The sequence below is a fragment of the Pseudomonas crudilactis genome (genome assembly GCF_013433315.1).
Classification (GTDB): Bacteria; Pseudomonadota; Gammaproteobacteria; order Pseudomonadales; family Pseudomonadaceae; genus Aquipseudomonas; species Aquipseudomonas crudilactis.
Window position 1 is genome coordinate 72,560 of the sequence record NZ_WXVV01000021.1, and the last position, 23,521, is coordinate 96,080.

24 protein-coding genes are annotated in these 23,521 nt (G+C 60.3%); 6 read left to right on the forward strand and 18 right to left on the reverse strand.

All coding sequences use genetic code 11. The features are described from left to right. The 6 genes from GTU76_RS21775 to phnD form a co-directional block, all read right to left on the reverse strand. Complete coding sequence (locus tag GTU76_RS21775) at positions 1-870, reverse strand: LysR substrate-binding domain-containing protein (RefSeq protein WP_180699566.1); 870 nt, start codon at positions 868-870, stop codon at positions 1-3. A 10-nt stretch (positions 871-880) separates the two neighbouring features. Beyond that, positions 881-2,176: an MFS transporter gene (locus GTU76_RS21780; protein WP_180699567.1), complete on the reverse strand. Its 1,296-nt coding sequence runs from the start codon at positions 2,174-2,176 to the stop codon at positions 881-883. A gap of 130 nt (positions 2,177-2,306) precedes the next feature. Beyond that, a complete protein-coding gene (gene psrA, locus GTU76_RS21785; RefSeq protein WP_180699568.1) occupies positions 2,307-3,398 on the reverse strand; it encodes an iron-containing alcohol dehydrogenase PsrA in 1,092 nt (363 codons plus the stop codon). A gap of 109 nt (positions 3,399-3,507) precedes the next feature. Then, the gene (gene phnE, locus GTU76_RS21790; protein ID WP_180699569.1) at positions 3,508-4,326 is read right to left on the reverse strand and encodes a phosphonate ABC transporter, permease protein PhnE; all 819 of its coding nucleotides are present in this window, start codon (positions 4,324-4,326) and stop codon (positions 3,508-3,510) included. A gap of 2 nt (positions 4,327-4,328) precedes the next feature. Next, entirely contained in the window at positions 4,329-5,120 is a 792-nt protein-coding gene (gene phnC / locus GTU76_RS21795; protein ID WP_180699570.1) for a phosphonate ABC transporter ATP-binding protein, read from the reverse strand. Further along, complete coding sequence (phnD, locus tag GTU76_RS21800) at positions 5,117-5,983, reverse strand: phosphonate ABC transporter substrate-binding protein (protein WP_016987108.1); 867 nt, start codon at positions 5,981-5,983, stop codon at positions 5,117-5,119. The genes phnC and phnD overlap by 4 nt, the downstream gene beginning before the upstream one ends. Before the next feature lie 109 nt (positions 5,984-6,092). On the opposite strand from phnD, the gene GTU76_RS21805 reads away from it, so the two are divergent. The 3 genes from GTU76_RS21805 to map all read left to right on the forward strand — a co-directional run bounded on the left by GTU76_RS21805 (position 6,093) and on the right by map (position 8,030). Continuing rightward, positions 6,093-6,950: a LysR substrate-binding domain-containing protein gene (locus GTU76_RS21805; protein WP_180699571.1), complete on the forward strand. Its 858-nt coding sequence runs from the start codon at positions 6,093-6,095 to the stop codon at positions 6,948-6,950. 64 nt (positions 6,951-7,014) lie between these two features. Next, on the forward strand, positions 7,015-7,242 hold the full coding sequence (locus GTU76_RS21810; RefSeq protein WP_003225727.1) for a ParD-like family protein: 228 nt from the start codon (positions 7,015-7,017) through the stop codon (positions 7,240-7,242). After that, positions 7,239-8,030 (forward strand): type I methionyl aminopeptidase, encoded by a 792-nt coding sequence (map, locus tag GTU76_RS21815; protein WP_180699572.1) that lies wholly within the window; start codon positions 7,239-7,241, stop codon positions 8,028-8,030. The genes GTU76_RS21810 and map overlap by 4 nt, the downstream gene beginning before the upstream one ends. Before the next feature lie 221 nt (positions 8,031-8,251). On the opposite strand, the gene GTU76_RS21820 is transcribed toward map, so the two are convergent. From GTU76_RS21820 to ribBA, 5 genes are all read right to left on the reverse strand, one after another. Then, positions 8,252-9,406 (reverse strand): ABC transporter ATP-binding protein, encoded by a 1,155-nt coding sequence (locus GTU76_RS21820; RefSeq protein ID WP_095050091.1) that lies wholly within the window; start codon positions 9,404-9,406, stop codon positions 8,252-8,254. 16 nt (positions 9,407-9,422) lie between these two features. Further along, on the reverse strand, positions 9,423-10,232 hold the full coding sequence (locus tag GTU76_RS21825; RefSeq protein ID WP_180699573.1) for an ABC transporter permease: 810 nt from the start codon (positions 10,230-10,232) through the stop codon (positions 9,423-9,425). A gap of 6 nt (positions 10,233-10,238) precedes the next feature. Continuing rightward, on the reverse strand, positions 10,239-11,186 hold the full coding sequence (locus tag GTU76_RS21830; RefSeq protein WP_180699590.1) for an ABC transporter permease: 948 nt from the start codon (positions 11,184-11,186) through the stop codon (positions 10,239-10,241). After that, positions 11,183-12,208 carry an ABC transporter substrate-binding protein gene (locus GTU76_RS21835; RefSeq protein ID WP_007918009.1) on the reverse strand — a complete coding sequence of 342 codons (1,026 nt, stop codon included), beginning with the start codon at positions 12,206-12,208 and terminating at the stop codon, positions 11,183-11,185. The genes GTU76_RS21830 and GTU76_RS21835 overlap by 4 nt, the downstream gene beginning before the upstream one ends. A gap of 417 nt (positions 12,209-12,625) precedes the next feature. Next, entirely contained in the window at positions 12,626-13,735 is a 1,110-nt protein-coding gene (ribBA, locus tag GTU76_RS21840) for a bifunctional 3,4-dihydroxy-2-butanone-4-phosphate synthase/GTP cyclohydrolase II (protein ID WP_180699574.1), read from the reverse strand. Between the two features lie 68 nt (positions 13,736-13,803). Here ribBA and GTU76_RS21845 point away from each other — a divergent pair, with 68 nt between their 5' ends. Next, positions 13,804-14,100, forward strand: a complete 297-nt coding sequence (locus GTU76_RS21845) for a DUF1330 domain-containing protein (RefSeq protein ID WP_180699575.1) — start codon at positions 13,804-13,806, stop codon at positions 14,098-14,100. A gap of 124 nt (positions 14,101-14,224) precedes the next feature. On the opposite strand, the gene GTU76_RS21850 is transcribed toward GTU76_RS21845, so the two are convergent. The 7 genes from GTU76_RS21850 to GTU76_RS21880 form a co-directional block, all read right to left on the reverse strand. Next, positions 14,225-14,788 (reverse strand): NUDIX hydrolase, encoded by a 564-nt coding sequence (locus tag GTU76_RS21850; protein ID WP_016984499.1) that lies wholly within the window; start codon positions 14,786-14,788, stop codon positions 14,225-14,227. A gap of 1 nt (position 14,789) precedes the next feature. Next, a complete protein-coding gene (locus GTU76_RS21855) occupies positions 14,790-15,542 on the reverse strand; it encodes a GntR family transcriptional regulator (RefSeq protein WP_007918001.1) in 753 nt (250 codons plus the stop codon). A gap of 42 nt (positions 15,543-15,584) precedes the next feature. After that, complete coding sequence (locus tag GTU76_RS21860; protein ID WP_016984498.1) at positions 15,585-15,989, reverse strand: carboxymuconolactone decarboxylase family protein; 405 nt, start codon at positions 15,987-15,989, stop codon at positions 15,585-15,587. 133 nt (positions 15,990-16,122) lie between these two features. Continuing rightward, complete coding sequence (locus GTU76_RS21865) at positions 16,123-16,608, reverse strand: flavin reductase family protein (RefSeq protein WP_016984497.1); 486 nt, start codon at positions 16,606-16,608, stop codon at positions 16,123-16,125. A 12-nt stretch (positions 16,609-16,620) separates the two neighbouring features. Then, a complete protein-coding gene (locus GTU76_RS21870; protein ID WP_122607264.1) occupies positions 16,621-18,102 on the reverse strand; it encodes an aldehyde dehydrogenase in 1,482 nt (493 codons plus the stop codon). Then, complete coding sequence (locus GTU76_RS21875; protein WP_123593801.1) at positions 18,099-18,932, reverse strand: alpha/beta fold hydrolase; 834 nt, start codon at positions 18,930-18,932, stop codon at positions 18,099-18,101. The genes GTU76_RS21870 and GTU76_RS21875 overlap by 4 nt, the downstream gene beginning before the upstream one ends. Positions 18,933-18,963: 31 nt before the next feature. Continuing rightward, a complete protein-coding gene (locus GTU76_RS21880; protein ID WP_007917992.1) occupies positions 18,964-19,554 on the reverse strand; it encodes an amino acid synthesis family protein in 591 nt (196 codons plus the stop codon). A 462-nt stretch (positions 19,555-20,016) separates the two neighbouring features. Here GTU76_RS21880 and GTU76_RS21885 point away from each other — a divergent pair, with 462 nt between their 5' ends. Both GTU76_RS21885 and GTU76_RS21890 read left to right on the forward strand, forming a co-directional pair. Continuing rightward, the gene (locus tag GTU76_RS21885) at positions 20,017-21,060 is read left to right on the forward strand and encodes a WD40/YVTN/BNR-like repeat-containing protein (protein ID WP_180699576.1); all 1,044 of its coding nucleotides are present in this window, start codon (positions 20,017-20,019) and stop codon (positions 21,058-21,060) included. Then, positions 21,057-23,441, forward strand: coding sequence for an efflux RND transporter permease subunit (locus GTU76_RS21890; protein WP_016984493.1), 2,385 nt, complete (start codon positions 21,057-21,059; stop codon positions 23,439-23,441). Before GTU76_RS21885 ends, GTU76_RS21890 begins: the two co-directional genes overlap by 4 nt. Positions 23,442-23,521 lie beyond the last annotated feature (80 nt).

Sequence of the window (23,521 nt, forward strand, 5' to 3'; positions counted from 1 at the left end):
TCAGGTCAGCGGTGGATTGGAATCAAACAGTTCGGCAATCACTGGTCGGTTCCTGCGGATGCCAAGGCAGCACAGGTGGTATTCGATAAAGAACGGGTGATCGACAAAGGTGATCGGCGTGGTGCCCGGGGTTTCGGCGTACTCGACGGCCGAGACAAACCCGATACCGATGCCTTTGACGATCGCGTGCACGATGGCTTCGCGGCTGTTCAGTTGCATGACGCGGTTGAGGTCGATGTCGAGGCGCTTGCAGCTTTCTTCCACCAGTTGCCGGGTGCGCGCACTTTGCTCGCGCATTACCCATTTCTCGCGGCTGATTTCGCTGATGTCAACCTGCGCCTGACTGGCCCACGGATGGTCATCGCGCACCACGGCGATGATCGGATAGCGGTGATACAGCCGCGTATGGAAGCGCTCATCGAATTCCGACAAAGCCAGAATCGCCACATCGATATCAAAGTTGAACAACCGCGCCAGGGTGTCCTTTTCCGAAGAAAACGAAGTTTCCAGTTCAATATCCGGGTGGCGCTGCATCAGCTCGTAGGTCAGGTTCATCGCGATCGGCGGCGACACCGCGCCGAGGCGCAACATGCCGTTTTTACGTTGTTTGAAACTCTGCAGCAGTTGCACGGCTTCATCCTCCTGACCGAACAGGCCTTGGGTGATTGCGTAGAGCTTGTGCCCGGCGGCGCTCATTTCGATGTAGCGGCCGCGCCGATGGAACAGCTCCACCGAGAAGGTGTTTTCCAGCGCGTTGACCTGCTCGCTGACGGTCGGCTGGCCGACGCTGAGGTACTCCGCCGCGAGGGTGAAGCTGCCGGTCTTGGCCACCGCATGAAACGAACGCAACCACTTGTGATACTGGTACATGCAAGCCCCGTCAGCGACGAATGAACAATGCCACTGCCGCGCTGCACAGGCAGGCGCTGGTGACCACTATAAAGATGAGAGACGTGTTTGCCGTGGTGTCAAGCAAACGACCGATCAGTGGCTCGGCCAATCCGGCGAACAGGTAGGAGGAAAAGTTCATGATCCCGGTCGCGGTGCCGGCGCGTTTGGCGCCGACCAGATCCGGACACAGCGCCCAGAAACTCGAGGCCGGGCCGTAGACGAAGAAGCCACAAAGGAACAGCGCCACCAGGCCGATCACGCTGTGCGGTGGCAGGCTCCACATCCACAGACTGGTCGCCGCCCCCAGCACCATATAGAGCATGATCGCCAGATACCGCTTGGAGCCGAACAACTTGTCCGACACCCAGCCGTTGCTCAACGCGCCAACCGCCATGCCGACGGGGAGGGCGACGGTGATCCATTTCGGATCGACCATGCTGTCACCGCTTTTCCAGTTGGCGCCGAGAAAGTGCACCGGCACCCAGACGATCAAGCCGTAGCGTGCGGCGTTCTGAAAGCCCAGTGACAGCGCGGCGATGAGCAAACGAGGATTCTTCAACACCGCTTTGTAGCGTTGCGCCGAGGACTCGACCTCTCCCTGCGCGGCTTCCTGATGTTTGTCGTCAGCGTTGGCCACGCCGGTATCGCCCACCGGTTCGAAGCCCAGATCCTGTGGCCGTTCGCGGGCGACCAGATAGAAAATGATCCCGCCGGCAAGCATCAGCAGCACCGGCAAGCGGAAGATCCAGCGCCATTCCAGTTGCAGCACTTCAAGCACGACGATGGAGGTGACGTACGACAGAATCGACGCGCAACCGGCGGCGAAGGTGTAGAAGCCATAGACCTTGCCGCGCTCACCCGCTGCCCACCAATTGGCAATCAGCCGTCCGCCCGGTGCCCAGCCCAAGGCCTGGAAGTAGCCGTTGACGCCCCACGGCAGAATCAGGCTGGTGAAACCACCGGCAAAACTGGTCACCCAGTTGGCGCCGCAGGACAGCACCGCGCCGAGGGTCATGATCCGCCGGCCACCGAACTTGTCGGCGAGGTTGCCGTTGATGGCTTGGCCAATGGCGTAGGCCCAGAGCATAGCGGCAGAAGCCCAGCCGAGGGTTTCCTTGCTCAGGCCGAACTCGGCCTGAATCCCCGGAATGGCAAAGCCGAAGGTCTGCCGACCGGTATAGAAAAACAGGTAACAGAACATCGCCGCCAGCAGCATGCGCCACTGCGCGACCCGGAACGAGGCAGAACGTACGGCGAGACCAGGCATGGTTTGGGCACGATTCATGATCTTTTCCTTATTGTTGTGGAGTCCCGCCGTTTGTCGTCGGCGGGTGCACTCTTTTTCGGTGCAACAGGAAATCACCGCAGCGTTGTACGCCGCCGGCTGTGCTTGGGTCGTTCCGTTTTCGGGGACGTCAGGCGGCTTGCGAACCGATGAAGTTCTTGCCGCGCGCGCCCTGCATCGCGAGGTGGATGATGGCTTCGGCATCCTTGGCCGAGACGCCGTAATCGGCAAATTCGGTCTTCACCCCAAGGCTGTGCAGGAACTCACGCAACTGCTGTTGTGCGCTGAGCAGATCCTCGCCGAATACCCGTTGCAGAATCCGGTCACGTGTTGCGTCATGACCCCAGGCCAGGCCGAGCACCAACGGCAGGGTGAAGGAGCAGGCGATGCCGTGGGGCAAGCCATGGCGCAAGGTCATCTCATAAGAAATCGAGTGTGCCAGCGCGGTTTTGGTGTTGGAAAATGCCAGCCCGGCCTTGAGTGCGGCCAGTGCCATGCGTGTGCGCAACTCTTGGCTCGACAGATCTTTTTGCAGAGGCGGCAGGCACTCGAGAATGTCTTCAATCGCAGAAATGGCGAAAGTGTCGGAGACCGGGTTGGCGTTGACGTTCCAGATCGCTTCCAACGCGTGGGACAGCGCATCGAGCCCGGTGGATACGGTGACGCTGGCCGGCACGGTGAGCATCAGTTGCGGGTCGATGATCGCCACGCGCGGCCAGGTGCAATCCAGATGCAGCGAGTATTTCTTCTGGCTGGCGCTGTCCCAGATCGTCGCCCACGGGGTGACTTCGCTGCCGGTGCCGGCGGTGGTCGGCGCGGCGATCAGTTGTTTGCAACGGGCCGGGGTGAACGGTTTGCCGCTGGACAGCAGGCTCAACAGTTCATCGAAACGGCCGGATTCGGTGCCGACGATCAATGCTTTGGCGGTGTCGATGGCGCTGCCGCCACCGACCGCGAGCACTACATCGCAATCACCGGCCTGCTGCCAGAACTGCTCGTAGGTGTTGCGCAGATGGGCGACGTCGGGGTTGGGCTGAACGTCTTCGAACACGTAGACCAGGCGCTCACCGAGCAAGGCTTGCAGGCGATCGACCAGCCCCAGCCCGCGGGCCTCAGGGAAGGTGACAAGGGCCACGGTTTGCTGGTCGGTAATGGTCGCGAGGTCTTGCAGGCTGCCCCAGCCGAAGCGGGTATCGACGGGGTTCTGAAAACGGGCAGTCATGGTGGATCCTTCTTGTTGTTGTCGTGTGGCCACATACTCGATGGCGGTCGACAACGGTACAAATCGATAAATCGCAGGTTTGAATCGGCTGAACCGATAACAGCGGCGGTTAATGTGTTGAACCGCTCTGGATCGCCGCGCGCAGGCGACTGGAGACGGCGTCGGCGACAATCACCATGAAGGTGATCACGATGATGCAGGTCGCGGTTTCCTGATATTTGAACAGCTTGAGACTGCTCACCAGTTCGAAACCCAGGCCACCAGCGCCGACCATTCCCAGCACCGTGGCCGAGCGCAGATTGACTTCGAAGCGGTACAGAATTACGGCAATCCACGCGGTGATGACCTGCGGCAAAACCCCAAACACGATCACCTGCAACGGCCGCGCACCGGTCGCTTGCAATGCTTCAATCGGGCCTTGGTCGATCTCTTCGATGCTCTCGGCGAAGAATTTGCCGAGCATGCCCAAGCCATGCAGCGCCAGCGCCAATACGCCGGGAAACGGCCCGAGGCCGACCGCCGAAACGAAGATCAGCGCGAGGATCAGTTCGTTGATGCTGCGGGTGAAATTCAAGGCCTGACGCGTGGCGTGAAACAGCCAGCGGTTGCGGCTCAAATTGCGCGCCGCGAGAAACGACAGTGGAATCGCCAGCAACACGCCGAGCAGGGTGCCCCAAATGGCGATCTGCAGGGTTTCCACCGCTGGCGCGACCAGACGCGGAAGAATGCTCAGGTCCGGGGGGAAGGTGCGCGAAAGGAAATCACCGATCTGCGGCAATCCCGCTGCCAGTTCACCGAGGCTGAGCTGCGCGCCTTGGGCGCTCCAGTTCAGCGTCCACAGCACGATCAGGACGACGGCGCCGGTGGTCAGCCAACTGCGCGGGCCACGGGGACGATCGCCGACCCACTGGTAGTTTTGCGATTGCATGTTCAGGCCCTCGAGGCAGCGCGGTAGGACAGGGTGGGCGTCGGGATGTCGGCGGAGGAGTCCGCCAATTGCCCCGAATAGATTCGCGCCAGATCGGCTTCAGTCATGCTTGACGCTTTGCCATCGAACACCAGATTGCCGTGCGCGAGGCCGACCACGCGGTCGCCGAATTCGCGGGCGTATTCGACTTGATGCAGATTGCACAGCACGGTGATGCCCAGTTCGCGGGTGGCATCGCGCAGGTACTGCAACACCAGTCGCGCGGTTTTCGGGTCGAGGCTGGCGATCGGTTCATCGGCCAGAATCACCTGCGGCCGTTGCGCCAAGGCGCGGGCGATGCCGACGCGCTGCTTCTGCCCGCCGGACAATGAATCGGTGCGCTCACCAGCCTTGTGCGCCAGTTCGACGCGCTCCAGGCATTGCATCGCCAGCGCCACATCGTCGCGGCGGAACAGCTGCAGTATCGAGGCGAGGGTGCCGACGGAACCTAGGCGGCCAGTCAGCACATTCTTCAACACACTCAAACGTGGCACGACGTTGTGGTGCTGAAAAATCATCGCCACTTCACGGCGCAGAACACTGGTGTCAGGGCAGGCGAGGGCGTCGATGCCGGCGACATTCAGCGTGCCGCTGTCGGCCTGCGCCAAGCGATTGATGCAACGCAGCAAGGTCGATTTACCGGCGCCCGACTGACCGAGCACCACGACGAACTCGCCCGCAGCGACTTCAAGGTCGATACCGCGCAACACCGGGTTGCTGCCGTAGTGTTTGGTCAGTTGGCGGATGCTGATCATTTCATGCTCCGCAAATCGAGATCGAGCACCTTGGCGGTTTCGCGCACCACGTCATACGACGCGTCGGTGGTGGGCTGGAAGCCGTTGAGCACGCCCTGATCACCCCACGGCACGTCCTTGATCGAGGCCAGTGCGTCAGCGACTTTCTTCTTAAGTTCCGGATCGAGCGCCTTGCGCCAGACCATCGGCGATTCGGGGATCGGCTTGGAACTCCAGACGATTTCGAAGTCATCCTGCTTGACCACACCTTTGGCCACGGCGCTGGCGAAGATGCGGTCAGCCACGGCCGCCGCGTCGACTTTCTTGTTCTCGACCGCGAGGATGCTGGCGTCGTGGGAGCCGGAGAAAATCACCCGTTTGAACAGGCTGTCCGGAGCAAAACCGGCCTGCTCAAGGCCAGCCTTGGGAAACAGATGCCCGGACGCCGAACTCGGGTCGACGAACGCGAACGTATGGCCCTTGAGGTCGGCCAGCGAATGAATGCCGCTGTCCTTGCGCGCCAGAATCACGCTTTTGTACGCGCTCTGGCCGGTCTTCTTGGTCACTGCCACCGAGAACGCTTCGACATCCGCCACCGAGGTCGCCAGCACGTAGGAGAACGGCCCGAGATAGGCGACGTCGAGTTTGCCCGAGCGCAGCGCTTCGATGATGCCGTTGTAGTCGGTGGCCACGAACGGCACCACCGGCATGCCGATTTTGGCTTGCAGATCGTCGAGTACCTGTTTGCTCGATTCGATCATCGCCTGGGAGTCTTCGGAGGGGATCAGGCCAATGGTCAGTTTGTCCTTGGCCCAGACCTGGCTGGCGCCGAGGGCGAGTGCGGTGAAGCTGACGACACGCAGAAACTGTTTGATTGTTTTCATGGCATTCCACGGTGTGGTTGGGAGTTGCCACAGGCTAGGACTGTCACGTGACAGTCATTCAATCAATTCAATATGCGAAACCGCAGCTAACTATTGATGGAGTCTATGGATGTCCAGCGCCAAACTTCGGGCCTTTCTCGCCGTCGCCCGTCACGGCAGTTTCAGTGCCGGGGCGCGGGCGTCAGGCTTGAGCCAACCGACCCTGACCACGCAAGTGCAAGCCCTTGAGCGTCAGCACAACGTCGAGTTGTTCCATCGGCGCGGGCGGCGGATCGAGCTTTCCGATGTCGGGCGGCAGTTGCTGCCGATCGCGCAACGGATTGCCTTGCTGGAACTGGAAGCGCACAACCTGCTGCGCGATTCCGGGCGGCTCGACAGCGGCCAGCTCAAGGTCGGTGCGGTGGGGCCGTTTCATGTGATCGAAATGGTCGACAGTTATTTGCAACAGCATCCGAATATTGACGTGTCGATCCGCGTGGGTAACTCGGCACAGGTGCTGTCGGATCTGGAAAACTATGTGACCGACATCGCCGTGCTGGCCGGGCGTCAGGATGATCCGGCGTTGTGTTCGGTGCGTTATGCGCGGCACGCGATCATCTTGTTTGCGCACCATGAGCATCCACTGGCCCATCGTGGCAGCGTGCGGCTGGAGGAATTGGAAGGGCAGCGTTTGTTGCAACGCGAACCCGGTTCAACTACCCGATTGGTGTTGGAGCAGGCACTGAATGCGGCGCAGGTCAAACCGCGCATCGCCATGGAAATCGGCAGTCGCGAGGCACTGCGTGAAGCGGTGGTACGCGGGTTGGGGCTGGGTGTGGTGTCGGAAGCTGAGTTCATTGCCGACCCGAACATCCGCACGATCAGAATCGAAGGCGAAGAGCTGTTTACCGAGACGTACCTGTACTGTCTGGCCGAGCGGCGTTCCAGTCGGCTCATCTCATCGTTTTTCGACGCGGCGCTGAGTTGATTTGCAATTTTGCTTGAGGCTTGGCTAATATACGATCCATATACACATCGTATCGGATTCATATATGGGCATCGTAAAGATTTCAGAGGACATGCACGAGAACCTGCGGATCTCCAGCAACGCCCTCAGCCGCTCGATCAACGCGCAGGCCGAGCACTGGATGCGCATCGGCATGCTCGCCGAACTGCACCCCAACCTCGACCACAGCGCCATTTGCCGCTTGCTGATCCGCGCCGAACAGAACGGCGGGCTGGATCTGCATCAACTGACTCAGGAAGCCGTCAGCGCATGAGAAACCAGATCAAGATCAACACCCCGGCCGACATTGCGCAATCGCGCGCTGCCGGCAAACTCGCCGCTGAAGTGCTGGCGATGCTGGTGCCGCACGTCAAGGCGGGCGTCACCACTGATCAGCTCGATCAACTGTGCAACGACTACATCGTCAACGTACAGAAAGCCGTGCCGGCCAACGTCGGTTATCACGGCTTTCCGAAAACCGTCTGCGCCTCGGTCAACGACGTGGTGTGCCACGGCATTCCGTCGGGCACGCCGTTGAAGGATGGCGACATCGTCAACCTCGACATCGCGGTGATCAAGGACGGCTGGTTCGGTGATACCAGCCGCATGTATGTGGTGGGTGAAGCGACACCTGAAGCGCAGCACCTGATCAAGACCACTTACGAGGCGATGTGCGCGGGTATTCGTGTGGTGAAACCGGGCGCGACATTGGGCGATATCGGCCATGCGATCCAGAGCCTGGCGGAGAAGGAAGGCTTCAGCGTCGTGCGCGAGTACTGCGGGCATGGTATCGGCAAGGTCTATCACGATGAGCCGCAGATTCTGCATTACGGCTTTCCCGATCAGGGCATGAAGCTTAAGGCCGGGATGATTTTTACTGTGGAGCCGATGCTTAATGCCGGTAAGCGTCATGTGAAAAACATGCCGGATGGCTGGACGGTGCTGACCAAGGATGGGTCGTTGTCGGCGCAGTGGGAGCATATGGTGGCGGTGACGGAGACCGGGTTTGAAATCCTCACCGCCTGGCCGGATGAAATCGAAGGCTTCCGCGCCATCGTTTGATACCGCGTCGACTGTTTCTCTCACCCTAGCCCTCTCCCAGAGGGAGAGGGGACTGACCGGGTTGTCCAGCGCCTGACATCGACCTGAAAGACTCGCGGTGAATATGGATTCACTGCAGCGCTTTCAGGTCGGCGTACTTCTACAATATCCCCCGATCTGCTCCCTCTACCTCTGGGAGAGGGCTGGGGTGAGGGGAACAGATCCAACTGACGCCGCAGTTATCAGTGAGCACCCGCAGCTTTGTTGAGGTCGCTTTCAGTCCATTCGGTGTAGACACAGGCGTCGGCAGTAGCCCAGCGCACCTGCACCGGATCCCCGGCCTTGAGCGGCATGCCAGCAGCCGACAACGCTTTCACCGTCATTGACGTGCCGCCCGACGTGACCACACTGCACGTCTGGCTCTCACCGAGAAACAACACTTCCACCACCTTCGCTGAAACCTCATTCCACCCCGACGGCAGCGGTTCGCTGATCGCCTGTGCCACGCTCAACGCCAGTGCCTTTTCCGGCCGCACCATCAGCAAAACATCCTGATCGGTGTGCAACCCAGCGGTCAGGCGAATCGACAATGACTGTCCTTCAAACGAAGCCGCCGCATTGCCCTGCGCCTTGAGCTTGAGGAAGTTCGAATTGCCCAGAAACGACGCCACAAACGCATTCGGCGGATTCTGATAAAGGTCATAACCGCTGCCCAATCCCACAATCTTGCCATGGCTGAAAATCGCGATGCGTTGCGACAAACGCATGGCTTCTTCCTGGTCGTGGGTCACGTAAACGATGGTGATGCCCAGACGGCGATGCAGTTGGCGCAATTCATCCTGCAAATCCTCGCGCAGTTTTTTATCCAGCGCACCGAGCGGTTCGTCCATCAGCAAAATGCGTGGTTCGTAGACCAAGGCGCGGGCGATGGCGACACGTTGTTGCTGGCCACCCGACAACTGCGAAGGGCGACGATGGGCGAACTGCTCAAGCTGCACCAGTTTCAGCATCGCATCGACACGCTTGTCGCGTTCAGCCGCCGCGAGTTTGCGAATCGCTAACGGGAAGGCGATGTTGTCGCGCACCGACAGATGCGGGAACAACGAGTAACGCTGGAACACCATGCCGATGTCACGCTTGTGCGGCGGCACATTCACCAGCGACTGACCGTTGACGAGGATTTCGCCGCTGCTCGGCGTTTCGAATCCGGCGAGCATCGACAGCGTGGTGCTTTTGCCCGAGCCGCTGGAGCCGAGGAAGGTGAGGAATTCACCGTCCTTGATGTCCAGCGAAATGTTGTCGACGGCGGCAAAGTCGCCGTAGTGCTTGTTCAGATTGCGCAGGCTGACCAGGGGTTTGTCATTCTGCTGAGAAGCGTCTTTGATCACGGCACTCATGTCTTACTCCTGGCGCTCAGGCGCTGATTTCGTTGCGCCGGCGCAGTGCGGCGGCGATGACCATGACCAAAACAGACAAGCCGATCAGCAGCGTCGAAGCGACGGCGATCACTGGCGTCAGGTCCTGGCGCAAGGTGGTCCACATTTTCACGGGAAGGGTTTGCAGGGTCGGGCTGGCCATCATCACGCTGAGCACCACTTCGTCCCACGAAACCAGGAAGGCGAAGAGGGCGCCGGCGACCATGCCCGGGCGAATCGCCGGGAATGTCACCTTGAACACCGCTTGCAACCGTGAGGCGCCGCAGATCACCGCCGCGTCTTCAATCGACTGATCGAACAGCTTCAGCGAGTTGATGATCGAGATGATGGTGAACGGCAGCGCGACGATCACATGGCTGACGACGAAGGCGAACATGGTCCCGGTGTAGCCGAGCTTGAGGAACAGCGCGTACACCGCCACAGCGATGATCACCAGCGGCACGATCATCGGCAGGGTGAACAGGCCGTAGAGCATTTCTCGGCCGGGAAAACGTCCGCGCACCAGCGCAAATGCAGTCGGCAAACCGAGGGCGACGGCGCAGATTGTGGTCAGCACGGCGACCTTGAGGCTGGCTGCGGCAGCGCTCATCCAGTCAGGATTGGAGAAGAACTGGCCGTACCATTTCAGCGTCCAGCCCGGTGGCGGGAACACCAGCCACTGCGAGGAGCCGAACGACAGCAGCACGATGAACACGATCGGCAACAGCAGGAACAGAGCGATCAGCCCGGTGGTGGCGTAGAGACCGAAGCGCATGCGCCGGCTCATCGCATTGGGAGTCAGGAGCATGTCGGCTTACCTCGCGTTACTGGCGCCAACCGGGGATTCCGGTTGAAGCTTCAGGTAGAAGTAGAACAGCACCAAAGTGATCGCGATCAGCAACGCGGCGCCAGCACTGGCCAGGCCCCAGTTGAGGAACGATTGCACCTGCTGAATGATGAACTCCGGCAGCATCATGTTCTGCGCCCCGCCGAGCAGCGCTGGGGTCACGTAGTAACCGAGCGACATGACGAACACCATCAAGCCACCGGAGGCCAGACCCGGCCGGCACAGCGGCAGGAACACCCGGAAGAAGTTGGTCCACGGACTGGCGCCGCAGATCGAACCGGCCTGCAGGATCATCGGGTCGATGGCCTGCATGGTCGCCTGCAATGGCAGGACGATGAACGGGATCATGATGTAGCTCATGCCGATCACCACGCCGGTGAGGTTGTGCACCATTTCCAGCGGCTGATCGATGATGCCCAGCGCCATCAAGGCCTTGTTGATCACGCCCGACGCTTGCAGCAACACCAGCCACGAATAGGTGCGGGCGAGCAGGCTGGTCCACATCGACAGCAGCACGATGTTGAGAATCCAGCGACCCCAGCCGCGCGGCACCAGGGTGATCGCCCAGGCCAGTGGAAAGCCCAGCAGCAGGCTGAACAGCGTTACCAGCCCAGCCACCGAAAAGGTGTTGAGCAGCACCCGCGCATACGCCGAGTTGGCGAACAACTGTTCATAGTTGCCAAGACCCGGCACAGGTTCGAGCACGCCGCGCAACAGCAGGCCAATCAACGGCGCGAGAAAGAACAGGCCGATGAACAGCAGCGCCGGGGCGAGGTTGCCGGCGCCGCGCCAGCGTTGTCTGAGGGACGGGGCTTGCTGCATCGCAACCGCCTGTTTTCCGTGGGCCGAGCCGGCAGCGCTGGTCGCGCTCCCGGTGGCAGTGGAGGGACGGGACGCGGTGGCCGCCATTTTCATTTGACCAGCCATTCGTTCCACCGTGTCGCGATGGCCTGGCCGTTTTTGGCCCAGTACGCGAAATCAAGAGTGATCTGATCCTTAGCGTAGGCAGTCGGCAGGTTGGGGGCCAGCGTCGAATCCAGACGCTCCACACTGTCGAGGTTGACCGGGGCGTAGGCGGTCAGGTTGGAGAAGTCGGCCTGGCCTTTGGCGCTGCTGGCGGCGGCGAGAAACTTCATCGCCGCGTCCTTGTTTTTCGAGCCTTTGGGGATGACCAGAATGTCGGCCATAACCAGGTTCTGTTTCCAGCTCACGCCGACCGGGGCGCCGTCTTCTTGCAGGGCGTGAATGCGACCGTTCCAGAACTGGCCCATGCTCGCTTCACCGGACGCCAGCAGTTGCTGCGACTGCGCGCCGCCGCCCCACCAGACGATGTCTTTCTTGATGGTGTCGAGTTTCTTGAAGGCGCGATCCAGATCCAGCGGGTAGAGCTTGTCAGCGGCTACGCCATCGGCCAGCAGCGCCAGTTCGAGCACGCCGGGGCTAGGCCATTTATAGAGGGCGCGCTTGCCGGGGTAGGTTTTGGTGTCGAACAGGGCGCTCCAGTCCTGCGGCTTGTTGGCGCCGAGTTTGCCCTCGTTGTAGCCGAGGACGAAGGAGAAGAAGAACGAGCCGACGCCGTGATCGCTGACGAAACGCGGGTCGATCTTGTCGCGCTGAATCACTTTGAAATCGAGGGGTTCGAGCAGGCCTTCAGCGGCGGCGCGCAGGGCGAAGTCGGCTTCGACATCGACCACGTCCCATTGCACGTTGCCGCTCTCGACCATGGCTTTGAGTTTGCCGTAGTCGGTCGGGCCGTCCTGCACGACGGTGATGCCGCTGGCCTTGCTGAACGGATCGGCCCAGGCCTGTTTCTGCGCATCCTGGGTGCTTCCGCCCCAGCTGACAAAATTCACGCTTTCGGCAGCCATTGCAGCCTGGCCGGTGACGCTGAGCAGTCCCGCAAAAAAGATCGCGGTTGCAGCTTTGTTCAACACCATTTTTACGCCCTCATTGTTGTGTTTTTGAGCGGGCTTGCGTTGTTGCCCGCCTATCGGGAGCAGTAGATGGACGTTCTTTGGAGTGTCCGGTCTATGGAATATCATATTATGGTATTCCAAACTTTGTGCAAGCACTTTGCCTTACCGGTTATCTGGAGGCTGATGGTTTTTCACTTGAGAGATGTGTAGAAATTTTAGATCCAGCCCCTCACCCCAGCCCTCTCCCAATGGGAGAGGGGGAAAGGGAGCAGATCTTCATGTCGTTCAAAACCGCGCTCGACTCGGCATTGGAAAGGGAGCCGATCTTTGTGCTGTTCAAAATCTGAGTTCGACTCGGTATTTCAGGTCGATGTCTAGTGGGCAAACACCTCGGTCGGCTCCCTCTCCCTCCGGGAGAGGGCTGGGGTGAGGGCAGCTTTATTCAGTGAACGGAATACTTTCGACCACCTCCAGGTCATACCCGGTCAGGCCAGCGTATTTCAGAGGAGGGCCCAGGTGACGCAGCTTGCCCACCCCCAGATTCTGCAAAATCTGCGCCCCAGTCCCGACCTCCGAATAAATCCGCGATTGCGAACGACTGAACTGCCGCGGCGGCTGCGTCAGTTGCGGCACACGTTCCAGCAACGCCTGCGACGATTCATGATTGGCCAGCACCACGACAACCCCATGACCTTCCGCCGCCACCCGTTGCAGCGCCGCCCACAGGGTCCAGTTGGTCGGCCCGCTGTACTCGGCGCCGACCAGATCGCGCAGCGGATCAATCACATGCACGCGCACCAGCGTCGGCTCCTCACGGCGCAGATCGCCCATGACCATCGCCATGTGCACGCCGCCCTCGATGCGATCCTCAAAGGTGATCAAGCGGAACGTGCCATGCACCGTCGGCAGCTCCCGTTCGCCAATCCGTTCGATGGTGTGCTCGGTGCTCAGGCGATAGTGAATCAGGTCGGCGATGGTGCCGATCTTGATCCCGTGCTTGCGCGCAAACACTTCCAGATCCGGGCGACGGGCCATGGTGCCGTCGTCGTTCATCACCTCGACAATCACCGAGGCCGGGGTAAAACCGGCCAATCGAGCCAGATCACAACCGGCTTCGGTATGCCCGGCGCGGGTCAGCACGCCACCGTCCTTGGCGCGCAACGGGAAGATATGGCCCGGCTGCACCAGGTCTTCCGCGCGGGCATTCGGCGCGACGGCGGCGGCAACCGTGCAGGCGCGATCAGCCGCCGAGATGCCGGTGGTCACGCCAACCGCCGCTTCGATCGACACGGTAAACGCGGTGCTGAACACGCTGCCGTTGGCCGGGACCATTTGCTCCAGGCCCAAACGCTGGCAATGTTCGTCGGTCAGGGTCAGACAGATCAGCCCGCGCGCCTCACGGGCCATGAAGCTGATCGCCTCGGGCGTGCAATGATCGGCGGCCAGCAGCAGGTCGCCTTCGTTTTCGCGGTCTTCGTCATCGACCAGCAGGACCATTTTGCCGAGACGATAATCTTCGATGATTTCTTCGATGCTGTTGAAGGCCATGCTGGACTCTCAGGGTTCGTTGGAAATATATTGGTATACCATAATACAAAATCAACAAAGAGGTCACTATGAAGGCGTACTGGATTGCTCATGTGGATATAGTCGATGCCGATCACTACAGCCAATACACCCAGCGCGCGCCGGCGGCGTTTGCCGAGTTTGGCGCGAAGTTTCTGGCCAGGGGCGGGCGCAGCGAATCGATGGAAGGACGCGAGACGCCGCAGCGCAGCGTGGTGATCGAGTTTGAGAGTTACGAAAAAGCCGTGGCGTGCTACCACTCGGCGGCGTACCAGGAAGCGAAAAGTTACCGCGAAGAATGGGCGAGGGCGGAGATCATCATCGTCGAAGGCATCGCCCCAGTTTAAGCAACACCACTACCACCCTGTGGGAGCGAGCTTGCTCGCGAAGGCGTCGTGTCAGTCGATACACATGTTGAATGTCTGACCGCATTCGCGAGCAAGCTCGCTCCCACAGGGGGATAGGCAATCTTCAGCGGATGAAGTGAATCTTGCCGCTATCATCATTGCCCATGTAAATCCCATACACCCCAGCCTGACGCTCCTCGATATAGCGCTCGAGAATCTGCCGGATCGCCGGGTAATAGATCTGTTCCCACGGAATGTCTTCCGGGGCGAAGAACTTGTAATCCATGGTTTCGGGGCCGTATTGCCCGGTGATCTCCAGCGCAATGGCGCGGAAGATGATGTACACCTCGCTGATCTTCGGCACGCTGAAAATCGAGTACGGCGAGACGATTTCCGCGCGCACGCCGCTTTCTTCCCAGACTTCGCGGATCGCCGCTTGCTCAGTGGTTTCGCCACTTTCCATGAAGCCGGCCGGCAGCGTCCAGGTGCCCGGGCGCGGTGGGATCGCCCGTTGGCACAGCAGGTATTTGCCGTCCTGCTCGATGATGCAGCCGGCAATGATTTTCGGATTGATGTAATGGATGTAGCCGCAGCCGCGACACATCAGGCGCTCGTGCGTATCGCCCGCCGGTATCTGCTGACCGAGGTCAGGGCCACCGCATTTCGGGCAATAGCTCGGGCTGAACATATCAGTGACCTATACGCGGTTCTTTCAGCGCGATGGGCAGGGTCATGGCCGGGGTTGCGCCGGTCTCTTCCTGCTTGCGCTTGAGATAGTCGAGCGCTACTGCAGCGGCAGCGCGAACGTGATCAACACAGGCCTGATGCGCCACCAGCGGATCACCGCTCTTGATCGCTTCGACCATTTTCTCCATTTCCTGATTACTCGCACCGCGACGGTTTTCCTGCGATACCGAGGTCGCGCGCAGGTAGCTGATGCGCGCCTGCAACTGACGCAACTGAGTCGCCGCGACATGGTTGCCCGAGCCTTCGAGCAGCACGTCGTAGAAGCCCTGCACCGAGTCGATCACCTGTTGCAGTTCGCCGTCCTTGAGCGCCTTGCGGTTCTCGTCGAGGGCTTTTTCCAGGGCCTTGATGTCCTTGGCTTTGGCGCGCAGGGTGAACAACTGCACGATCAAACCTTCCAGCACGCAACGCAATTCGTAGATATCCACGGCGTCGGCCAATGTGATGATGGCGACACGCGGGCCTTTGGCATCGGCGAATTCGACCAGGCCTTCGGATTCCAGGTGACGCAAGGCTTCACGCACCGAAGTACGGCTGACGCCGAGGCGATCACACAGATCGCGTTCGACCAGACGATCCCCCGGCATGAGCTGGAAATTCATGATCGCGCTACGCAGTTTATCCAGCACGATTTCGCGCAGGGTAACGGGGTTGCGATTGACCTTGAAGCTGTCGTCGAGTGGCTGGCGTTTCATGGGGTCCGCTCTTTCGGTTGGCTGTCCATGCCAGACGGGCATCTAAACAGCCGAGGGGTTGACTGAGGCTTCGGCGTCGGCTTCGGCAAAGGCTTCACGGGCCAGCCGGAAGCTGTCCACGGCTGCCGGAACGCCGCAATAAATGCCGACCTGAAGCAGAATTTCGCGTATTTGCTCACGACTCAGGCCGTTACGCAAGGCGCCACGCACATGCAGCTTGAGTTCGTGCGGACGGTTGAGCGCCGAGATCATCGCCAGGTTGATCATGCTGCGCTCCTTGAGCGACAAACCTTCACGACCCCAGACATGACCCCAGCAGTATTCGGTGACCATTTCCTGCAGCGGGCGGGTGAAGTCGTCAGCGTTGTCGATAGAGCGCTGAACGTAGGCTTCGCCGAGCACCTGAGTGCGGATTTTCAGGCCTTTTTCGTACTTTTCGTTACTCATCATTCCTCCTGTCACCACTATCCCTTGTGGGAGCGAGCTTGCTCGCGAAAGCGTCACTACGTTCAACATTGATGTCGACTGACACTACGCCTTCGCGAGCAAGCTCGCTCCCACAGGGTTTCGCATTGTCGCCTCAGGCCAGGGTTGGCAGGGGGCCGAGCTTGCCCTTGTGGTAGATCATCGGCGTCACCGGTTGCGCCGGCAGGATCAGATTCTTCACCGCGCCAACAATGATCGCGTGATCGCCACCGTCATATTCACGCCACAACTCACACTCGATGATCGCCGTGGCCTTGGCCAGGATCGGATTACCGAGTTCGCTCAGGTGCCATTCGATGTCCTTGGCCTTGTCCTTGCCCTTACCGGCAAACGCATAGGCCTCGGCGGTCTGGTCAGCCGACAGCAAATGGATCGCGAATTTCTTGCTGTCACGCAACACCGGATACGTGTCGGAAGCATAGTTGGGGCAGAACAGCACCAGCGCCGGGTCGATCGACAGCGCGCTGAACGCACTGGCGGTGATCCCGACGATCCCGCCTTCGGGGTCAACGGTGGTGACCACCGTGACGCCGGACGGGAACGAGCTCATGACGTCTTTGTAAATGCCGGGTTCGATCATTTCGCAGGACTCCTAGCGCATCACAAACGGATCAGGCATTGGCGCCTGAGACAGGTTGATCCACACCGTTTTCAGTTCGGTGTAGGCCAGCACCGAATCGATGCCGCTTTCGCGTCCATAGCCACTGTTCTTGAAGCCGCCGATCGGTGCCATTGCTGACACCGCGCGGTAAGTGTTGACCCAGATAATCCCGGAGCGCACATCGCGCGCCAGACGATGGGCACGGCCCAGATCGCGGGTCCAGATGCCGGCGGCGAGGCCGAACTGCGAGTCGTTGGCGATGGCCAGCGCTTCGGCTTCATCTTTAAAACGAATCACGGAAGCCACCGGGCCGAAGACTTCTTCCTGCATGATCTTCATCGAATTGCGATCGCATTCGAACAGCGTCGGCTCGTAGAACCAGCCTTCGCCGAGATCGGTTGGGCGCTTGCCGCCGGTCCGCAAACGCGCGCCCTCGGCGATGGCATCCGCGACCAGGCCTTCAACCACCGCCAGTTGCTGCGCGGTCGCCATCGGGCCCATCTCACTGTGGTCTTCCTGCGGATTACCGATGCGAATGCGCTGGGCGCGTTCGACCAGTCGATTGACGAACTCGTCGTAGATTTCGTCCTGCACCAACAGCCGTGAACCCGACACGCAACTCTGCCCGGACGCGGCATAGATCCCGGCAATCGCGCCGTTGATCGCGCTGTCCAGGTCGGCGTCAGCGAAGATGATGTTCGGCGACTTGCCGCCCAGTTCCAGCGACAACTTGGCGAAGTTCTCGGCACTGCTGCGCACCACATGCCGCGCCGTGGCTGCGCCGCCGGTGAAGGCGATTTTGCGGATCAGCGGATGGCGGGTGAGGGCGGCGCCAGTGCTCGGCCCGTAACCGGTGACGACGTTGACCACGCCCGGCGGAATCCCCGCTTCGAGGGCCAGCCGCGCTAGCTCAAGAATGGTCGCCGAGGCATGCTCGGACGGTTTGATCACAATCGTGTTGCCGGCGGCGAGGGCCGGCGCCAGTTTGATTGCGGTCAGGTACAACGGGCTGTTCCACGGAATGATCGCGGCAACCACGCCCATCGCTTCGTGCACGGTGTAGGCAAACAGGTCGGGCTTATCCAGCGGCAGCGTGCCGCCTTCGAGCTTGTCGGCCAGGCCGGCGGTGTAGTGGAAAAACTCCGGCAGATAACTGACTTGCCCACGGGTTTCGCGGATCAGCTTGCCGTTGTCGCGGCTTTCCAGCTGCGCCAGTTGTTCTTTATTTTCGGCGATCAAGTCACCGAGACGGCGCAGCAGTTTGCCGCGCGCGGTGGCAGTCAGGCCACGCCATGCCGGGCTGTCGAATGCGGTCTGTGCCGATTGCACGGCACGTTCGACGTCCGCTTCATCCGCGTCAGGCAGTTCGGCCCAGGCTTGTGCGGTGGCCGGGTTAAGGCTTTCGAAGGTCTTGCCGGAGAGGGCGTCGACCCATTCTCCGCCGATGCACATCTGGAAGCGTGCGAGTGTCATGCAACGATCCCCTTTATATGGTTTTGTCGGGAGTGTGCGAATTGGAGAAATTCCAGCAGCGTCTGATTAACCAGACGCGGCGACTCTACCGGCATCATATGCCGTTGCTCGGGCAGCACGGCAACCTTCGCACCGGGGATGCGACGGGCCAGTTGCTCGGCCATTTCCGGGGTCGAACCCGGGTCGAGTTCGCCAGTGGCGATCAGCGTCGGCGCCTGAATACTGCCCAGGTCGTCGGCGCGGTACATGTCTTGAGTGGCGAACAATTCGTAGGTGGTCAGGTAACCCTGCGGATCATTATTGGCGAGGGTCTGGCGCAATGCGGCGATCTGCGCCGGGTTGGCCGCCTGATATTCACGGCTGAACCAGCGAGACAACGCCGCTTCGGCATTGGCGTCCGGGCCATGTTCCGCCGCTTGCGCGGTACGGGCAATGACGCCGGCACGCTGTTCTTCGCTGCGGTTGAACACGCTGTTCAAGACCACCAGGCTTTGCAGGCGCTGCGGGTAATGCAGGGCAAAGGCCCGCGCGACCAGACCGCCCATGGAGAAACCGATCACCGCTGCCTGCGGCAGATTCAGGTGATCGAGCAGCTCGAGCAACTGATCGGCGTAACCGAGCAGGGCGGTGCCGCTGGCCGGTCGCGGGCTGGCGCCATGACCGAGCATGTCGTAGGCGATCACCCGGTACTGGCTGGACAGGCCGACAATCTGCCCGCCCCACATTTCTTTGTTCAGGCCCACGCCGTGGATCAAAACCACGGGCTGGCCTTGGCCGGTCGCCAGGTAACTGGTGCCAGCCGGGGTGAGTTCAGCGGTGAGCCGAATCATGGAGCGCTCCTGCAGTGCCTTTTTATTGTGATTACTGGGCTTTTTCGGCGGCCAGTTCTTCCAGATCGATGTAGCGGTTGCCGATGCGCGGGTGCAGACGGCCACCGTCGGCGCAACCCAGCACGACGACGATTTCGTCGGCACGCGGCGCGTCTTCGATCTGCATTTCCAGGGTGATGTAGTGCGAACGCTGACCTTCGTCGTCCTTGTGCATCATCGGGATCTGAATCGAGGTGCCCGGACCGCCGCGTTTGTTGGTGAAGCTCAGGTAGCTCTTGGCGTTGACGGCTTCGCGGTAGTGGTTACCGAAGCGCAGGGTGTGGATCACGGCGGAGGCGTGTTCGATCTCGCCATCGGCACCGACCACGGCGGCTTTGCCGTAGGCCTCGATCTTTTCCGCGCCGCCGATGATGCCGACCAGACGCTCGACCATCAGCGCGCCGAGGTCGGAGCAGTTGGCACGGATCTGCGGCTTGAGGTCTTCAACGAAACCGTTGCCCACCCAAGGGTTTTTCATCACCACGGCGAGGCCGACCATGGTCACTGGCTTGTCAGTGGCCTTGCCGCCTTCGATGAAGGTTTCTTCGACATAGCTGACGATCTTGCGAATTTCGAAACTCATGAGCTGCTCCGTTGAGGGATTGAGAGTGTCTGTGCGTCTGATGGTATACCATAATACCGATCGTGCAAGTCCCCCTCGCAAGATTTGCCTCATCCATCCGGCGAATGGCGCTGCATTCACTCGCCACCACAAATCCGAAGATTACCTTTAACCCCTGTGGGAGCGAGCTTGCTCGCGAAAGCGGTGTGTCATCCAATAGAAAGGGTGACTGTTACACCGCCTTCGCGAGCAAGCTCGCTCCCACAGGGGAATTGCCTCGTTACAGAGAGCGGCTTTCGGTTAACAAAAGATAACGTGGCGCCGATTGTCAGACGTTTCGAAAGCCCGATAGGATGAGCCAGCTTCCGAAGTGGCTCTGGATTGCGGGTTTCAGGACTATGCTCCTGAGCAGCCATCAACGGAGCACACTTGCGGCGCCCTTGAAGGCCAGATGGCCTAACAATAATAAATAGGGGAAGGTCTATGAGTCGTTGCCGCCCGCCGGCGTTACGCAACACCGCGTTGCTGGCCACAGCACTCTCTCTGCTGGGCTTTGCCACGTTATCGGCACCGGTGATGGCCGCCGAGGCGCCAGCCGACGTGGTCTATGCCACCGAATCCGGCAAAGCCGCGAAGAGCCTGATTCTCGATGTTGTCCACGCCGGAGCACGGTTGGTGGCGGTCGGCGATCGCGGGCACATTCTCTATTCCGATGACCAGGGCAAGACCTGGATCCAGGCCAAGGTGCCGAGCCGGCAACTGCTGACCGCCGTGTATTTTGTCGACGACAAACACGGCTGGGCGGTCGGGCATGACGCGCAAATCCTCGCCAGCGCAGACGGCGGTCTGACCTGGACCAAGCAATTTGAAGACCTCAAACGTGAATCGCCGCTGCTCGATGTCTGGTTCAAGGACGTCAACAGCGGCTTCGCCGTGGGCGCTTACGGTGCGCTGTTGGAAACCACCGACGGCGGCAAGAATTGGGAAGATGTCAGCGACCGCCTCGACAACGAAGACCAGTTCCACCTCAACGCCATCGCGGCGGTGAAGGATGCCGGGCTGTTTATCGTCGGCGAGTCGGGCAGCATGTTCCGCTCCGCCAACGACGGCCAGACCTGGGAAAAACTCCAAGGCCCGTACGAAGGTTCGTTGTTCGGCGTGATCGGCACGGCGCAGGCGCAAACCCTGTTGGCTTACGGCTTGCGCGGCAACCTCTATCGCTCCACCGATTTCGGCAGTAACTGGGAGCAGGTCGAACTGAAAGCCGCGCGCGGTGCGCTGGAGTTCGGCCTGTCTGGCGCAACCTTGCTGCCGGACGGCTCAATCGTGATCGTTGGCAACGGCGGTTCGGTGATCAGCAGCAGCGACAACGGCGAGACCTTCAGCGTGTTCAACCGTCCGGACCGCATCTCGCTGTCATCGGTCACGGCTGCCGGCGACGGCAACCTGATTCTGAGCGGGCAGGGTGGTCTCCACACCACACAGCCGAACGGTGCCGAGATCAATAACAAGAAGGCGGGGCTATGACTTCCTTGATCACTCCTCAGCAGGACAAGGCGACGTTTCTTGAACGCCTGATTTTCAACAATCGCCCGGCAGTGATCCTGATCTGTCTGGTGGTGAGCATTTTCCTGTTCTGGCAGGCGACGCTGATCCGGCCGTCGACCAGTTTTGAAAAAATGATCCCGCTCCAGCATCCGTTCATCGAGAAGATGATGGAGCACCGCAACGATCTGGCGAACCTGGGCAACACCGTGCGGATTTCGGTGGAAGCCAAGGACGGCGACATCTTCTCCAAGGAATACATGGAGACCCTGCGCCAGATCAACGACGAGGTGTTCTACATCTCCGGCGTTGATCGCTCCGGGCTGAAGTCGCTGTGGAGCCCGAGCGTACGCTGGACCGAAGTGACCGAAGAGGGTTTTGCCGGTGGTGAAGTGATCCCGCAGAGCTACAACGGCTCGCAGGACAGCCTCGACCTGCTGCGCAACAACGTGCTCAAGTCCGGTCAGGTCGGGCGGCTGGTGGCCAACGACTTCAAGTCGAGCATCGTCGATATCCCGCTGCTCGAGTCCTATCCGGATCCGGAAGACCAGGGCAAGTTGCTGGCGCTGGACTATCGCAAGTTCTCCCATGAACTCGAAGACAAGATCCGCAACAAGTTCGAAGCGCAGAATCCCAACGTCAAGATCCACATTGTCGGTTTCGCCAAGAAGGTCGGCGACCTGATCGACGGTCTGGTGATGGTGGTGCTGTTCTTCGGCATCGCTTTCGTCATCACCCTGATCCTGCTGCTGTGGTTCACCAACTGCGTGCGCAGCACCATTGCGGTGTTGAGTACGACGCTGGTGGCGGTGGTCTGGCAGCTCGGCTTGATGCACTTCTTCGGCTTCGGGCTCGATCCGTATTCGATGCTGGTGCCGTTCCTGATCTTCGCCATCGGTATTTCCCACGGCGTGCAGAAGATCAACGGTATCGCCCTGCAATCCAGCGAGGCCGACAACGCCCTTACCGCTGCGCGGCGCACTTTCCGGCAACTGTTCCTGCCGGGGATGATCGCGATTCTCGCGGATGCGGTGGGTTTCATCACGCTGCTGATCATCGACATCGGCGTGATCCGTGAACTGGCCATCGGCGCGTCGATCGGCGTGGCGGTGATCGTGTTCACCAACCTGATCCTGCTACCAGTGGCAATTTCCTATGTCGGCATCAGCAAGCGCGCGATTGCCAGGAGCAAGAAGGACGCGAACCGCGAACACCCGTTCTGGCGCCTGCTGTCGAATTTCGCCAACCCGAAAGTCGCACGCATCTCGGTGGTGCTGGCGCTGATCGCCTTCGGCGGCGGCCTCTGGTACAGCCAGAACCTGAAAATCGGCGACCTCGACCAGGGCGCGCCGGAGCTGCGTCCGGATTCGCGCTACAACAAGGACAACAATTTCATCATCAGCAATTACTCCACCAGCTCTGACGTATTGGTGGTAATGGTCAAGACCAAGGCTGAAGGCTGCTCGCGTTATGAAGCCATGGCGCCGATCGACGAGTTGATGTGGAAGATGCAGAACACCGAGGGCGTGCAGTCGGCGATCTCGCTGGTGACTGTGTCCAAGCAGATGATCAAGGGCATGAACGAGGGCAACCTGAAATGGGAAACCCTGTCGCGCAACCCGGATGTGCTGAACAACTCGATTGCCCGCGCCGACGGTCTCTACAACAACAGTTGCTCGCTGGCGCCAGTGCTGGTGTTCCTCAACGATCACAAGGCCGAAACCCTCGATCGTGCGGTGCACGCGGTGCAGGAATTCGCCAAGGACAACAACAAGGACGGTCTGGAATTCATCCTTGCCGCCGGTAACGCCGGGATCGAAGCGGCCACCAACGAAGTCATCAAACAGGCTGAGCTGACCATCCTGATTCTGGTGTACATCTGCGTGGCGGTGATGTGCATGATCACCTTCCGTTCGTGGGCGGCGACCTTGTGTATCGTCCTGCCGCTGGTACTGACCTCGGTACTCGGCAACGCGCTGATGGCGTTCATGGGCATCGGCGTGAAGGTTGCGACCTTGCCGGTGGTAGCGCTGGGTGTCGGGATCGGTGTCGACTACGGCATCTACATCTACAGCCGTCTGGAGAGTTTCCTGCGTGCGGGGCTGCCGTTGCAGGAAGCCTATTACCAGACGCTGAAATCTACCGGTAAAGCGGTGTTGTTTACCGGTCTGTGCCTGGCGATTGGTGTGTGCACCTGGATCTTCTCGGCGATCAAGTTCCAGGCTGACATGGGCCTGATGCTGACCTTCATGCTGCTGTGGAACATGTTCGGTGCGCTGTGGCTGCTGCCGGCACTGGCGAAGTTCCTGATCAAGCCTGAGAAACTGGCGGGGCAGAAGGGCAATTCGCTGTTTGCGCATTGATCTGAAGGGCTGAAACGACAAAGCCGCAACCTTAGGGTTGCGGCTTTTTTTGTGCCTGAAGATCAACAGCCCCTCACCCT

Bases quoted from the DNA above. Each gene is read 5' to 3' on its own strand.
- ribBA (WP_180699574.1), bottom strand. From the start codon at position 13,735: ATGGCCTTCAACAGCATCGAAGAAATCATCGAAGATTATCGTCTCGGC.
- GTU76_RS21865 (WP_016984497.1), bottom strand. From the start codon at position 16,608: ATGATCGAACCCGGCATTTACAAAGACGTCATGAGCTCGTTCCCGTCC.
- GTU76_RS21845 (WP_180699575.1), top strand. From the start codon at position 13,804: ATGAAGGCGTACTGGATTGCTCATGTGGATATAGTCGATGCCGATCAC.
- GTU76_RS21850 (WP_016984499.1), bottom strand. From the start codon at position 14,788: ATGTTCAGCCCGAGCTATTGCCCGAAATGCGGTGGCCCTGACCTCGGT.
- GTU76_RS21875 (WP_123593801.1), bottom strand. From the start codon at position 18,932: ATGATTCGGCTCACCGCTGAACTCACCCCGGCTGGCACCAGTTACCTG.
- GTU76_RS21860 (WP_016984498.1), bottom strand. From the start codon at position 15,989: ATGAGTAACGAAAAGTACGAAAAAGGCCTGAAAATCCGCACTCAGGTG.
- GTU76_RS21830 (WP_180699590.1), bottom strand. From the start codon at position 11,186: ATGAAAATGGCGGCCACCGCGTCCCGTCCCTCCACTGCCACCGGGAGC.
- GTU76_RS21805 (WP_180699571.1), top strand. From the start codon at position 6,093: ATGTCCAGCGCCAAACTTCGGGCCTTTCTCGCCGTCGCCCGTCACGGC.
- GTU76_RS21835 (WP_007918009.1), bottom strand. From the start codon at position 12,208: ATGGTGTTGAACAAAGCTGCAACCGCGATCTTTTTTGCGGGACTGCTC.
- GTU76_RS21890 (WP_016984493.1), top strand. From the start codon at position 21,057: ATGACTTCCTTGATCACTCCTCAGCAGGACAAGGCGACGTTTCTTGAA.
- GTU76_RS21880 (WP_007917992.1), bottom strand. From the start codon at position 19,554: ATGAGTTTCGAAATTCGCAAGATCGTCAGCTATGTCGAAGAAACCTTC.
- GTU76_RS21775 (WP_180699566.1), bottom strand. From the start codon at position 870: ATGTACCAGTATCACAAGTGGTTGCGTTCGTTTCATGCGGTGGCCAAG.
- phnC (WP_180699570.1), bottom strand. From the start codon at position 5,120: ATGATCAGCATCCGCCAACTGACCAAACACTACGGCAGCAACCCGGTG.
- GTU76_RS21780 (WP_180699567.1), bottom strand. From the start codon at position 2,176: ATGAATCGTGCCCAAACCATGCCTGGTCTCGCCGTACGTTCTGCCTCG.
- psrA (WP_180699568.1), bottom strand. From the start codon at position 3,398: ATGACTGCCCGTTTTCAGAACCCCGTCGATACCCGCTTCGGCTGGGGC.
- phnD (WP_016987108.1), bottom strand. From the start codon at position 5,983: ATGAAAACAATCAAACAGTTTCTGCGTGTCGTCAGCTTCACCGCACTC.
- GTU76_RS21825 (WP_180699573.1), bottom strand. From the start codon at position 10,232: ATGCTCCTGACTCCCAATGCGATGAGCCGGCGCATGCGCTTCGGTCTC.
- GTU76_RS21855 (WP_007918001.1), bottom strand. From the start codon at position 15,542: ATGAAACGCCAGCCACTCGACGACAGCTTCAAGGTCAATCGCAACCCC.
- map (WP_180699572.1), top strand. From the start codon at position 7,239: ATGAGAAACCAGATCAAGATCAACACCCCGGCCGACATTGCGCAATCG.
- GTU76_RS21820 (WP_095050091.1), bottom strand. From the start codon at position 9,406: ATGAGTGCCGTGATCAAAGACGCTTCTCAGCAGAATGACAAACCCCTG.
- phnE (WP_180699569.1), bottom strand. From the start codon at position 4,326: ATGCAATCGCAAAACTACCAGTGGGTCGGCGATCGTCCCCGTGGCCCG.
- GTU76_RS21885 (WP_180699576.1), top strand. From the start codon at position 20,017: ATGAGTCGTTGCCGCCCGCCGGCGTTACGCAACACCGCGTTGCTGGCC.
- GTU76_RS21870 (WP_122607264.1), bottom strand. From the start codon at position 18,102: ATGACACTCGCACGCTTCCAGATGTGCATCGGCGGAGAATGGGTCGAC.
- GTU76_RS21810 (WP_003225727.1), top strand. From the start codon at position 7,015: ATGGGCATCGTAAAGATTTCAGAGGACATGCACGAGAACCTGCGGATC.